Raw genomic sequence first — 12,429 nt, forward strand, 5'->3', positions numbered from 1 at the left:
GTTCATTTCTCTATGATTGTTTCCTGGACTTTCATCCCGAAATGCCTGCCAGTATCTTCCATATGTACCAGGACCTCGTCTCCTTCTTTCAGAGAGGCTATGGATACCGGTTTTCCATTGCTTGAAACCAGTTTTATCGTTTCTGCATTCTGGAGGATATTTTTTACTGTATTGCCGTCTTTGGACTGGGCTTCCACAAGCATCAGGGGGCGACGTTCGATCTTGACCCTGCCCACGATTCCCTTACGTTGCTGGCCTTCTGAATTGACAATCGTTACTTCGTCACCTGCTTCCAGCTCGGACAGGTATCTTGTTTTGTCACCAATCTTAACATAAGCATGAACTGCTCCGGCATTTACCCTGAAAGGTCTGGATGCTACATAGGGACTTTCTTCGGATTCAGAATGCACAAGGAACATTCCGGAGGATTGGGAACCCACAAGCATACCCTCCCCCCTTTCCATCAGGTTACAGGTATCCACGCAAACCCTGTCGCCCATTCCTACAGGCTCTATTTTGGTGATGGTGGCTGGTACAAGATCAACTCCCTCTACACCTGCTTCTTCTGCAAGTTTCACAGTTTTCTTCAGGGTATCGGGATTTGCGGTATCCAGCAGGACACCATCGGATCCATGCTCCATGGTCTCCAGGGCAAGTTTAGCCTCCTCCGGGTCTCTGACCCCGGATATTATACTCACATCTTTTTCCTGAAGTTGTGCTATGAGGTTTTCCAGTGGAATAACTTTCCAGTCTGTGCCGATAGCTATCAGGTAGTCACATTCAGTCCCGATTGCAGCGGCAAATTTCTCATATTTCTTGTCCTGGATTACAACCAGGGCAGCGATGCTCTTTTTCTGGCGTCTCAATGTTGCCAGTTGTTCAAAATCCCGGGAGTTGCTCATGTCCACAGGTAATGGAAGTGTCCCGTCGCCTTCTCCTCCGCGACCGATAACTATTATATCTGCGGCAGTATCCGCATTATCGGTAAATGCAGCAATCTTGATGTCTCCGAGTTCTTTTGCTCTATCTACATCCTCTGCCTCTACCAGAACACAGTCAGCACCTGATTCCAGGCCGCCTGTTATACGTTCCTTCTTATTTTCCCAGTCGCCTTCATCGGCACGTATCCATACCTGCTTTTTCATTTTGTATCCTCACTGAAGTTTCTTGAGAGCTTCATCCACGGTTTGATTATTGTGTGCGATCTCTGTGATCGCCTGCGTCATTCGGGTGGGGCTTGGGTGCTGGAACACATTTCTGCCAATAGCAACACCACGAGCACCTGCGTCCATTGCTTCACGAATCATTTCCAGGAATTCCCTGTCAGTGTTGGTCTTTGGTCCACCAGCAATTACTACGGGTACAGGGCAGCCTTCTACAACCTTGGAGAAACTTTCAATGTCTCCGGTGTAAACAGTCTTGATCACGTCAGCTCCAAGTTCAGCTCCTACACGTGCAGCGTGGGCTACCATCTGCGGATCTCTCGGGTTTGTGACCTTTCTGCCCCGGGGGTACATCATAGCAATCAGGGGTATTCCCCAGTAGTCACACTGTCTACCTATGTGACCCAGTATCTTAAGTTGTTCGGATTCGGTTTCCGATCCCACATTGATGTGTACGGATACGGCATCTGCTCCCATGCGGGATGCCTCCTCTACAGTACAGACAAGCACTTTGTCATTGGGATCGGGTCCAAGTGAAGTTGATGCACTCATATGGAGTATGAGTCCTACATCATGACCATATCCTCTATGACCGTGGAGGATCATGCCTTTTTGCATGAGTACTGCATTGGCTCCTCCTTCAGCAACGCTATTTATGGAATCTGCTATGTTGATCAATCCCTTTATTGGTCCATCTGTAATTCCGTGGTCCATAGGTATGATAACCATATTCCTGCTGTCTCTGTCCATTATTCTTTCAATTCGAATTTGTTTTCCTATTTCTGGCATATTACCACTCCGTAGTTATCGTGTTAGTATGTGACATGGTATCACTCAACTCTATTTATAATTTTCCCTTTTTATATTCTATAAGAGTTTGCTTATATAAAAAAAGTTAATATTTTGCCGGAATAAGCTTATATATGCAGTTCTCCTTCTGGCAGATATGGAAGAGTTGAGAATCCTTGTAATCAATAATCACGGACAATTCTGTCACCTTATTCACAGGACCGTAAGGGATCTTGATATGGATACAAGTATTGTTCCCAACACAACTTCGGTTGAGGAGATCCTTGCCGAAAAACCGGATGGACTGATCTTTAGTGGCGGTCCTTCTCTGGAAAGAGGAGGTCTATGTGAAGAATACGCAAAAGAACTGGATATTCCTATTCTTGGTATATGCCTGGGTCACCAGCTTATAGCACATGCCTATGGAGGGTCCACAGGAGCCGGCAGCCATGGCGGATATGCTGCCGTGGATGTAGAGGTTGTGGAGGAAAATGATATTCTCAAAGGCCTTGGTCCCCGCATTTCTACCTGGGCTTCACATGGGGACGAGGTTACAGAACTACCCCCGGGTTTCCTAAAACTTGCCCGCTCTGATATATGCGCTATCGAAGCGATGAAACATCCAGACAAACCGCTGTACGGTATCCAGTGGCACCCTGAGGTTGCACATACGGACAAAGGAGAGGAATTATTCCTGAATTTCTTCGACGTTTGTGCAAATTATAATAAGTAAAGGTCCCGCCAGGTCTTTACTTATTTTCATAAGTCTTCTGTAGCAGCAGGGCATCCTCTTCTAGATTTGGACTCTCACAAATCACAAGACCCTGCACCCCGAAGTCCTTTAATGCCTGCATGAGTTCTGAATAATTCAGGTCTGATTCCTCGAGCACAAGGTGGTTCTTTTCTCCTTTGTCGGTATACTCGATTCCCGAAATATGCATGTGCATATTTTTCAGGCCTTCCTTGCCCAGGTATTCCTCGATCTTTTCCAGCACTGCACTGAATTCTGCATAACTGTTTTCCTGACCCTTTGAGCGGGCATGCAAATGGGCAAAATCGATGCATGGCAGAACGCCTTCAATACCTGCTGAAAGAGCGAGGGTTTCTTCCAGATTGCCAAACTGGCTGGGCTTACCCGTGGTTTCCGGGCGCAGGGTCGCATTTATTCCCTCATCTTCAAGTTGGCCTGCAAGTTCTTCCAGCAGAGTTTCCACTTTTGAAAAAACAGTGTTCCCACTTTGTTCATGGTAGTAGGCCGGATGGAAGACTATTGAGCCGGCTCCACAGATATTTCCTATATAGGCAGAATCATAGATGCGTTTGATGCTGGCCTGGATTTTTTCCTCTTCTTTTGAATTCAGGTTTATGTAGTAGGGTGCATGTACACTCAGGGCAATCCCTGTTTTGCGGGCTGTATCTGCGATTTTTTCCGCAGTGGGTTCTTTCATCCGTACTCCCCGTACAAATTCCAGTTCCATGCAACCCAGCCCGAGCTCTTTTACCCGTCGGATACCTCCCTCGCTTCCCCTGCCTTTGGCACTAAGGGGTGTGCCGGCAGTTCCAAAAAGCAGGGGCAAGTCAGATCATCCCCAACTTATCCTTGAGTTCTTCCAGTTTTTCAGGTGAAAATCCCTCAAGAACGCTGAAGAAAGACTCCATGTCCTCATCTTCCAGCCCCCTGACGTCCTCCTTTCCTTCAATTGCAAGGTCTGCCAGATATTCCACATCTTCCCGTTTCAGTTTTTCCAGGCGATTGCGGAAATCTTCTCCTGATTCGGCAAAACGATGGGAAATCGGCCTGAGGATAAACGGATAGGGGTGTCCCATCTGTGAAATGTTGTTTCCGCCGGCTTCGGGGGCAAGTTTGTTAAAAATGTACATGTCTCTGTCTGTAAATTCTCGTCCCATGCAGGAAAATAAGGTATTTTTCCTTTAAAACTTTCCTCTCAGGTGGCCATGTATATCTATTTCCCCATTTGATATCCGGGTTGATGATATGGGTTTTTCATCCTCTGCCATGACATAGTCAATTTTGACAATTTCAAGTTGCTCTCTTCCATCCTCCTTGCGGAGTTTGTTTATTTTTTCAGCAACATCGGATGTTTCCGGGGAAACCACAATATATCTGTAGTCACCACTGACGGTGGTGCCAAAAGGATCTTCCAGTTTTTCGATCTGGTAATTTTTATCAGGAATGTTAAGGCTGGCAATATAATCTTCAAGCTGGTTGAAACGGGTGGCATAGGAGGGTATTTTCCTGTCTTTTTTCTCTGCCATTGAGTCGGATGTTAGGCCGATGTCAAGTAAATCTCCCGCCGCGATTTCAAAAGCCCTGCGAAGAAGTTTACGATGACCATCATGGAGGTATTCGAAGGTGCCTCCCACAGCAGTTTTTGGCATAGTTTGTGTGAGGTTTTCCCGGTTGATAAATATTTGTAAATATTAGTTGCATACGCAACGATTATATAAATCCAATTTCATCCCCCGGCTATGAATGAGGACGAGCATGTGCACAGTTTGGGGGCAATGATTGCCTGCCTTCATCGACATAACCTGCGTTACCTTTCTCAGGAACTGGAAATATATGGGATAGGAGGCGGTCAATTCAGGTTTTTGCTTGCTCTGTATCATGTTGAAGGTATTCGTCCGGAAGAATTATCCCGCATGCTGATGGTCAACCGGGCCACTGCCACAAGGGCATTGAAAAGACTTGAAAAAGCGGGTTATGTGCAGAGGGTCACTGATCCAAAAGATCGGCGTGCATTGGTGATTAACCTTACAGAGGAAGGCCACCGCATGCATCGTTTTATCCGCCAGCTTTCACAAAAACGAAGTGAAAGTATGCTTGCTGGTTTTTCAGAAGAGGAAAAAACCCTTTTTAGAAATTTGCTGGAGAAAGCCATTTCCAACTGTGGGGAGGCCTGTAAGTGAAAGAGCAGAGCCGTTCCCTCGGGGAGGAAAGTATTGGCAAACTTCTTTTCAGGCTTTCAGCGCCTGCCACTGTGGGTATGGTTGTTATGGGACTGTACAATATAGTGGATACTATTTTTGTCGGTCGTGCCCTGGGCGGGGAAAGTGTACAGGGGATAGGTGGTATTGCTGTCAGTTTCCCTGTAATAATGATAGCGATGGCTGTTTCCCTGGCAATCGGTCTGGGCGGCTCTTCCATAATTTCCCGCCGGCTGGGTGGCGATGATCTGGAAGGTGCTGAACGTACCTTTGGTAATATGGTCGGTCTGTCTATTTCGTTGGGATTTCTGGTCTTTATCTTTGGCTCTATTTTTATTGTTCCCATTCTCAAAGCCTTCGGAGCAACACCGACGATATTGCCTTTTGCAAGGGATTATTTACAAATTATACTTTATGGTACTCCTTTAATCACGTTTGCCCAGGCTATCAATAATGTGGTGAGGTCTGAAGGCAATGCCAAAGTCGCTATGTATACAATGCTTATAGGGGCCGGCCTTAACATCTTACTTGACCCCATCCTGATATTTGGTCTTGACATGGGTATTAGGGGGGCTGCGGCTGCGACTGTCATCTCCCAGTTTGCCACAACAATATTTCTGATACATTATTTTCTGTCGGGTAAAAGTAGCCTGCAATTCCATGCGGGTTTTATGAGACCGGATAAGGGCATAATCAGCGAAATGGTTGCAATAGGAGCATCCCCTTTTGCACGTAATTCTTCCACCAGTGCTATAGTGGTTGTTGTGAATAATATCCTGGCATTGTATGGCGGGGATGTCTCGATTGCAATTTATGGTATCTTTAATCGCATGCTTATGTTTTCCTTTATGCCGATGATAGGACTGCTGCAGGGTATGCAACCGATAATTGGATTTAATTATGGGGCACATAAATTCGAAAGGGTAAGAGATACATTGCGTATCTCCGTGATAATCTCATCTGTGATTGCAGTGGGAGGTTTCTTAATGTTGTTCTTTTTCGCATCTTATCTTTTTTCGATCTTCACAACAGATGCAACTCTTATAAAGGAAGGTACAGATGCTACGAAGATCATGGTCATTGCTGTCCCCCTGCTTGGTATCCAGTTTGTGAGTGGTGGGATGTATCAGGCACTGGGTAAGGCACGGCCTTCTTTCATTCTTTCAACAGCCCGGCAGGTGTTCTTGCTTCCCCTTGTACTTGTTTTGCCCTGGTTTTTTGATACTACCGGTGTGTGGATAGCGTTCCCGATTTCGGATCTTCTGGCAGTTCTGCTTGCAGTGTATATGTTCATGAAAGAATACAGGTTACTTGAAAGGAGGTCATCGGGTTCCTGAATACTTTCAATTCGCTTTGACTACATATAAATACGTTCAGCAGGATAGCATCATAAGTACAGTGTACAAGAGGGAAAACCAGTGCACCTAAAGGAGTATCAGATATGAGTGAAATTTTGCTTGAAGAACTTGATCATGTAGGGCCGGCAACAGCCCAGAAATTGAATGATGCGGGGTATAACAGTGTGGAAGCAGTTGCAGTAGCTTCCCCCTCCGAACTTGTGGCAACTGCCGAGATTGGTGAATCCACAGCTGCCAAGATCATAAGTGCTGCACGCAGTGCAGCCGATATAGGTGGTTTTGAAACAGGGGATTTCGTGATGCAGAGGCGCATGGAAGTGGGCAAACTCCGCACGGGTTGTGAAGAATTCGATGAATTGATGGGCGGTGGGATAGAAACTCAATCAATCACCGAGATGTATGGGGAATTTGGTTCGGGTAAGACCCAGATAGCCCATCAGCTGGCGGTTAATACGCAGTTGCCAAGGGATATGGGTGGACTTGACGGTTCAGTCATAATTATAGACACAGAGAATACGTTCCGTCCTGAACGTATTGAGCAGATGGTTGCGGGTCTTTCACAAAAATTTGAACAGGATTTTGATCCTGCCGAGTTTTTGAAAAATATACATGTGGCAAGGGCTTACAATTCCAATCACCAGATCCTTCTGGTCGATGCAGCAATGGAAATGGCCAACAATCTCAAAAATACGGATAAACCGGTCAGGCTGGTTATTGTGGATTCCTTAACAGCTCACTTCAGGGCCGAGTATGTGGGCAGGGGCACACTGGCTGACAGGCAGCAGAAACTGAACAAGCATCTGCATGACCTGCAACGTTTCGGAGACCTGAACAATGCATCGGTGATAGTTACCAATCAGGTAATGTCAAAACCGGATGCATTCTTTGGGGATCCTACACGTCCTATTGGAGGCCACATTCTGGGGCATACTGCCACATTCAGGCTCTATATTCGCAAATCCAAAGGTGATAAGAGGATCGTGAAACTCGTGGATTCGCCTTGCCTGCCTGATGGAGAAGCTGTTGCGTGTATTACCACTGATGGTCTCTGCGATGCCTGATAAAAACTATATTGATCTATAAACTATAAATTCACAGAAAACACAGAGATACAAAAACTCCAAAAAATAAAATCTGGGGTACTTGAATATTTTCTGTGTTTTTTGTGATCAAACTCTTTTTCTTCTGAATATTAAGTAGATGACTAATATGCAAATATATCCTCCTGCCACAGTAATTCGATAAGAAATATCAAGATTGTAGATATAAAACATTGCTGTTATTGGAATATAAAGCAAAAATCCGATTACTGCACTCTTGATTAGTGTTATGTCACGAATTTTTTCAGGTGCAGTTAACTTATTACTGTTTAGAATGTAGATTCCAGCTATAACAAAGAATACTAACAACCCCGTATCTAACCAATAGTCTACGGGTCCCCAATTCTGTACAACTACTAAATTCGAAATAGTAGTGTCTGCTTTAGAAAAAAAATGCTCTTTAATGTTCATCAGGAAGATGACATAAAGATAATAAAAAAGAAGTCCAAGCAAACCTCCTGTAACTATGAGGAATTTTGCCTTGAATTGTTTCGCTTGCATATTTTATCCTGAAATTCAATTATTCATTTTATGGGTTCATGTATATTCTCTGACAGATATGTTGAACTTTCCACTTTCGTTGATTAGCTCAAACACTACTGTGTTTGTAAGGTGTGGAGTTGAATGATAGTTTATTGATACATTCTTAGATGTAATGTAATAATGATAATCGCCAGATGCATAATGCAAATATCCATCTTTAAATGGGTTTGACCACTTCAACAAAAGCATTTTTGTTTTCTTTACGCTTGCCACTTGTCCGGGATTGAGTTCATAAAATGTTTCTTCGAAGTATTCCTCATTATATCCCGTAACTTTGATTGTTACATTATGGGGCTGCTCATCACAATTTTTAATCGTATAAAGTGGTTCAATTGTCATAAAAGTCAGTGGTGCCACTATGAAAAGCATCGTCATAAAGAGGCAAATTGCAAATACTACTACTAATTTATTGATAATACTCAACTAATCACCACATGACATTTATTCCAAAATCCTCAAATCTTTCGCTTCCATCGATTGTATCCTGATAATAATCTTCACTTGGTGCATGAATGCTATTTTTTGCTGGAAAAACATGCACGTATATTTTGTCATTTATTGCTTTTGGATTAGAAGAAACAGATCGTGACACGCTGTCCTCAATAATTAATGAAACAGATGAATTTGATAATTTAAGGACATTGTTTTCTACAAGCATTTTAATTTCTTCAACTGGATTGCTTTACCATTTACAATATCTACTTTTGGATTCGATGGATCAACACCATATTTTCTAATATAGTCTTTTTTTGCTTTTTCAATGATGTTAATCATTTCAGATTCACTTATTGCGACGTCATAATCTATAAAACAAGATCAGAAAGAAGGCATAAATTAAATACACAACACTATGAGACCGATAGCAGCTTTAGCTATTTTGTTCATAGCATTTCACTCCACAATCATCGTTAATGAATTTCCATTTTTACGATAATCCAGTGAGTAATAATTCCGCAAAGGAAAAATCCTATGAGAAAAATTTGGATTAATTGATCATCATCGACTATATTTTGAGCTATAAGTTGGCTAAGTACGCCTATAGCAACAACCATAAGAACTGGGAAAAACTTTGTGATTCGTCTTCTTTTCATACTATCACCAAATAAGAAAAAGCTGATTATAAAATCAGCTAATTTTCAATTAAAATTTATACCAGCTATCACCAACTTTCATATATACACTGCCTGTCAATATCATTGAAGCTATGTTTGCAAATGGCACTTTTACATCTAGGCTGCCATCTGAATTTTGTTCCATCCAATAAACAGTTTGAACTCCTATTATGACTAGTGGTCCTAGTATTGCTGAAGCAAGAGGTGAAATCAAGAGAGCAAGTGCAGCAACTAATCCTCCAGATGCAACTGAACTAGTATTTGCCACATATGAAGCATCAGTTGGGGAGAAATATATATGAACTCCACCAGTAATTAAATTACCATATTGCTCTACATAGCTTCCGTGCCAAAAACTTGACTTCGCTGCAGAAATTGATGCGGCAACTAATTCACTATTACTAATAGTTGAAGAAGATAATTGTTTAGTGGTTATTAATTCATTCTGATCTACAAAAGTGAAATATATTTTGTTAGTATTCTTTTCATCTACCCACGAAATTGCGTATCCAATTGATCCATCATCTTGTACAAAAGATACTATTTTTTCAGTATCAGTTTCTTTCAATACAGTAACATTCTCTGACATTTTCTTTATTTCCTCTTCATAAATTGAGACTTTGCCAGACATATCTATTGCATCAATATACTCTTCATTTTGAGAAATAGTAGTTTTTGCACTCACAGTTGGCATTACCAACATGCTCACAAGAAGCATCACTACGAGCATAACACCCATTCCAGATCTTACATTTGTCTTCATTTAATTTCCTCATTTAATCAATTCATTCAAAAGCAAAGCTATGCCTGCAATCTCAAACATAGCCCTGCTTCATTCAATGAGTTCAGCCATCATTTTCCGGTAACTGATTCCCACTCCCGAATATCTTAGAGATGTTACACCATACTATACGACGATACAATATAAAAATCTTCTAACCAAATCATCAAAATGTTTCTTTTCAGTTGGATGATATGGTCACAAAATTTATATCTTATATGTTTCAAATGAAAATTCAAATTATTATTGGAGAATTTTTATTATGAGGAAAATTGGACTATTGTTAATGATGCTGATGCTTTCAGTATCTTTTGCCGGAGCTACAATCAGTCAGGATGGCGAATATACTATCGTTCCTGTCAAGTCAGACAGCAACATAACACCCAGATGGGTTAGCGATACAATTACACAGGGAGAAACAAACTGGCATGGCAAGTCAGTCAGTTCTTACACAACTTCTCTTCACATAGATTTGAATTGGGGTGACACAAGCGATTCACTCAGGCTAAAAGTTTACAATCCAAGTAACCAGCTGGTTGGGACATTCTATGATAGTTCTGACGGTGTCATTGATGGAAGAATTAATATTGAGATTAGAAAATCCGGAGGTATTGATCTCGGAACCTGGCACTATCAGGTTTATGGATACCATGTTACAGGTATAGAAGATTATTATATTTAAAAATCATTTTAAGTGAATATGAATAAATTACGGTTTGTATTTTTATTTCTCATACTTGTTTGCAATCCCACATTTGCCGGTGCAAATGAATATGAAGTTGTCCCATACACAGGTCCGGAAAGAGGGATGTATGAAGGAGGTGGTGCCGACACCACTCTTTCTTTTTCTGAGCTCCCGTTGTCTCTTCAAATCGTTTATATTTCCGGGCTGTTGGGTGTCTCGATAGTTTTTTACAAATTCTTACCTTTGTTTTTGGGAAGAATAAAACGAAAATGTACGAACCCCAATAGAGATAAAATTCTTAGCTACATAGTAGTCAATCCCGGAAACACAATAGCTGATATTGAAAAAGATCTTGGATTGAACAGAAGTAGCATTCGTCATCATGTGAGGATGCTTCATTTGTACAACAAAATAAGTATTGTAAAAAAATGTAAGTTCACACTTCTTTTTGAGAATTCAGATAATTATACAGGAATCGAACAGAAAATTGCATTTGCTATGCGGAATAGTACAAGAAAATCAATTTTGACATCCATAGTTCAAAACCCAGGAATAACTAATCAGGAAATCACAGAGACTTTTGACATCGATAAAAGTACTGTGCATTGGCATATTAGTGATATGTATAATGAAGAACTTATAGATTTTGATAATGATGGAAAATTCAAAAGATATTTCCTTAAACCATCAATAGAAAAAAATGTAGAAAAAATTTTAATAATGTCGGAAACTGAAATCTAATCAATTAATAGTGTACCAGAGAAAAAATAATTTCATCCATTTCTATGATCAAACCAATCCACTTTTCAGTAACTGTTTTGCAGGTTTCCCCCAACCTTTCGTGACACTTCCGAATCCAATGTCGAGTTTTCCGTTATTTACGTTCCAATGAAAGTGAAATGGAAGATATGGACAGGCTTTGCGGTGAAGCAGTTGTCTGTATTACCACCGATGGTCTCTGCGATGCCTGAGAAAAACTATATTTTCAAACACTCCTATTGTACATAATGAAATTCAAAGCACTTGCAATAGATATTGACGGCACGATCACCTATAGTGATCGCCGTCTTCATTTTTTGGCAGCAGAACATCTGAGGGATCTGGGTATTCCAGTAGTTCTTGCCACGGGAAATGTACTCTGCTATGCTGCAGCAACTTCCAAGCTTATAGGACTTGGAGGTAAAGTTATTTCTGAAAACGGAGGTGTCATATCCACAGGATTTGATACCAAACCTCACATTTCCGAAAGTATGGAAGAATGTGAAAAAGCATTTTCCTACCTTTCCAGTCGTTTTGATCTGATTAGGCTTGATGGTGACCTGAGAAAAACAGAAATTGCCCTGAGGCGCAATGTCAATGCAGATGATTTACAGACAAGTCTTGAAGGGGCAGGATTTTCTATAGAAGTTATTGACACACAATTTGCCCTGCATATAAAGAGCAAAAAGGTCAATAAAGGCACAGGACTTGAAAAAATGGCTTCATTGACCGGTCTGGATGTTTCTGACTTTATTGCAATAGGCGACTCCGTAAATGACCGGGAAATGCTTGAACTAGCAGGTTACGGAATAGCGGTAGCCAATGCTGACCCCGGCCTTAAATTAATTGCAGACACTGTGACCTCCACGTCCTTCGGGGAAGGTACAGTGGAGGCTCTTGAGATATTACGTCGAAAAAGTTTCTTTTAATCCAGACTGGTGGCTATCTGTTTATCCACCACAATATAATCCTTGATCGACCGGACGGCCTTGAAGGGGATCTTCAAAAACTGTCCGTCGGTAACATATTTAGATGTGTCAAGCCCTATGTCGGGTTTGACCATCAGGTCTTCAAGTTTGCCGGTTTTGACTTCCATTACTATATTGTCGAGTATACCAATTTCTGTTCCGTCTGTTGTCATGACCTGTTTGTTGGATAGGTTTTTTGCAAATACCTTTGGCATTTTCATA

The 12,429-nt window shown here is 41.7% G+C and carries 18 protein-coding genes; 7 read left to right on the forward strand and 11 right to left on the reverse strand.

Going from position 1 to position 12,429, the window contains the following annotated elements:
- Positions 1 to 2: 2 nt before the first annotated feature.
- Together BKM01_RS06070 and BKM01_RS06075 are read right to left on the reverse strand one after the other, a co-directional pair.
- Positions 3 to 1,145, reverse strand: coding sequence for a 3-dehydroquinate synthase II (locus BKM01_RS06070; protein WP_072358715.1), 1,143 nt, complete (start codon positions 1,143 to 1,145; stop codon positions 3 to 5).
- A 9-nt stretch (positions 1,146 to 1,154) separates the two neighbouring features.
- A complete protein-coding gene (locus BKM01_RS06075) occupies positions 1,155 to 1,952 on the reverse strand; it encodes a 2-amino-3,7-dideoxy-D-threo-hept-6-ulosonate synthase (RefSeq protein ID WP_072358717.1) in 798 nt (265 codons plus the stop codon).
- A 157-nt stretch (positions 1,953 to 2,109) separates the two neighbouring features.
- Here BKM01_RS06075 and BKM01_RS06080 point away from each other — a divergent pair, with 157 nt between their 5' ends.
- Positions 2,110 to 2,685, forward strand: coding sequence for a GMP synthase subunit A (locus BKM01_RS06080; RefSeq protein WP_072358719.1), 576 nt, complete (start codon positions 2,110 to 2,112; stop codon positions 2,683 to 2,685).
- Positions 2,686 to 2,701: 16 nt separating this feature from the next.
- Here the strand turns inward: BKM01_RS06080 and BKM01_RS06085 are convergent, their stop codons facing one another.
- The 3 genes from BKM01_RS06085 to BKM01_RS06095 are packed head-to-tail and all read right to left on the reverse strand — an operon-like array spanning position 2,702 to position 4,352.
- Positions 2,702 to 3,529 (reverse strand): TIM barrel protein, encoded by an 828-nt coding sequence (locus BKM01_RS06085; protein ID WP_072358721.1) that lies wholly within the window; start codon positions 3,527 to 3,529, stop codon positions 2,702 to 2,704.
- Position 3,530: 1 nt separating this feature from the next.
- Positions 3,531 to 3,860, reverse strand: coding sequence for a hypothetical protein (locus BKM01_RS06090; protein WP_072358723.1), 330 nt, complete (start codon positions 3,858 to 3,860; stop codon positions 3,531 to 3,533).
- A gap of 24 nt (positions 3,861 to 3,884) precedes the next feature.
- Positions 3,885 to 4,352 (reverse strand): phosphopantetheine adenylyltransferase, encoded by a 468-nt coding sequence (locus BKM01_RS06095; protein WP_072358725.1) that lies wholly within the window; start codon positions 4,350 to 4,352, stop codon positions 3,885 to 3,887.
- 90 nt (positions 4,353 to 4,442) lie between these two features.
- Between BKM01_RS06095 and BKM01_RS06100 the strand changes: the two genes are divergently transcribed.
- The 3 genes from BKM01_RS06100 (at position 4,443) to radA (ending at position 7,320) form a co-directional block, all read left to right on the forward strand.
- Positions 4,443 to 4,883: a MarR family winged helix-turn-helix transcriptional regulator gene (locus BKM01_RS06100; protein ID WP_084006252.1), complete on the forward strand. Its 441-nt coding sequence runs from the start codon at positions 4,443 to 4,445 to the stop codon at positions 4,881 to 4,883.
- Positions 4,880 to 6,238: an MATE family efflux transporter gene (locus BKM01_RS06105; protein WP_084006253.1), complete on the forward strand. Its 1,359-nt coding sequence runs from the start codon at positions 4,880 to 4,882 to the stop codon at positions 6,236 to 6,238. Before BKM01_RS06100 ends, BKM01_RS06105 begins: the two co-directional genes overlap by 4 nt.
- A 104-nt stretch (positions 6,239 to 6,342) precedes the next feature.
- Entirely contained in the window at positions 6,343 to 7,320 is a 978-nt protein-coding gene (gene radA, locus BKM01_RS06110; protein ID WP_072358727.1) for a DNA repair and recombination protein RadA, read from the forward strand.
- A gap of 108 nt (positions 7,321 to 7,428) precedes the next feature.
- Here the strand turns inward: radA and BKM01_RS06115 are convergent, their stop codons facing one another.
- The 5 genes from BKM01_RS06115 to BKM01_RS06135 form a co-directional block, all read right to left on the reverse strand.
- Positions 7,429 to 7,860, reverse strand: coding sequence for a hypothetical protein (locus BKM01_RS06115; RefSeq protein ID WP_072358728.1), 432 nt, complete (start codon positions 7,858 to 7,860; stop codon positions 7,429 to 7,431).
- 36 nt (positions 7,861 to 7,896) lie between these two features.
- Entirely contained in the window at positions 7,897 to 8,241 is a 345-nt protein-coding gene (locus BKM01_RS06120) for a hypothetical protein (protein WP_233125573.1), read from the reverse strand.
- A gap of 88 nt (positions 8,242 to 8,329) precedes the next feature.
- On the reverse strand, positions 8,330 to 8,560 hold the full coding sequence (locus BKM01_RS06125) for a hypothetical protein (RefSeq protein WP_072358730.1): 231 nt from the start codon (positions 8,558 to 8,560) through the stop codon (positions 8,330 to 8,332).
- A 250-nt stretch (positions 8,561 to 8,810) separates the two neighbouring features.
- A complete protein-coding gene (locus BKM01_RS06130) occupies positions 8,811 to 8,993 on the reverse strand; it encodes a hypothetical protein (protein WP_072358732.1) in 183 nt (60 codons plus the stop codon).
- 49 nt (positions 8,994 to 9,042) lie between these two features.
- The gene (locus tag BKM01_RS06135) at positions 9,043 to 9,777 is read right to left on the reverse strand and encodes a hypothetical protein (RefSeq protein WP_072358734.1); all 735 of its coding nucleotides are present in this window, start codon (positions 9,775 to 9,777) and stop codon (positions 9,043 to 9,045) included.
- A 280-nt stretch (positions 9,778 to 10,057) separates the two neighbouring features.
- Between BKM01_RS06135 and BKM01_RS06140 the strand changes: the two genes are divergently transcribed.
- The 3 genes from BKM01_RS06140 (at position 10,058) to BKM01_RS06150 (ending at position 12,168) form a co-directional block, all read left to right on the forward strand.
- The gene (locus BKM01_RS06140; RefSeq protein WP_233125574.1) at positions 10,058 to 10,477 is read left to right on the forward strand and encodes a peptidase domain-containing protein; all 420 of its coding nucleotides are present in this window, start codon (positions 10,058 to 10,060) and stop codon (positions 10,475 to 10,477) included.
- An 18-nt stretch (positions 10,478 to 10,495) separates the two neighbouring features.
- Complete coding sequence (locus tag BKM01_RS06145) at positions 10,496 to 11,221, forward strand: winged helix-turn-helix transcriptional regulator (RefSeq protein ID WP_072358738.1); 726 nt, start codon at positions 10,496 to 10,498, stop codon at positions 11,219 to 11,221.
- A 266-nt stretch (positions 11,222 to 11,487) separates the two neighbouring features.
- Positions 11,488 to 12,168 carry a phosphoglycolate phosphatase gene (locus BKM01_RS06150; protein ID WP_072358740.1) on the forward strand — a complete coding sequence of 227 codons (681 nt, stop codon included), beginning with the start codon at positions 11,488 to 11,490 and terminating at the stop codon, positions 12,166 to 12,168.
- Here the strand turns inward: BKM01_RS06150 and BKM01_RS06155 are convergent.
- The gene (locus BKM01_RS06155; RefSeq protein ID WP_072358742.1) at positions 12,165 to 12,422 is read right to left on the reverse strand and encodes a PRC-barrel domain-containing protein; all 258 of its coding nucleotides are present in this window, start codon (positions 12,420 to 12,422) and stop codon (positions 12,165 to 12,167) included. The two genes, BKM01_RS06150 and BKM01_RS06155, sit on opposite strands and share 4 nt — an antisense overlap.
- Positions 12,423 to 12,429 lie beyond the last annotated feature (7 nt).

This window comes from Methanohalophilus portucalensis, assembly GCF_002761295.1.
Taxonomy (GTDB): domain Archaea; phylum Halobacteriota; class Methanosarcinia; order Methanosarcinales; family Methanosarcinaceae; genus Methanohalophilus; species Methanohalophilus portucalensis.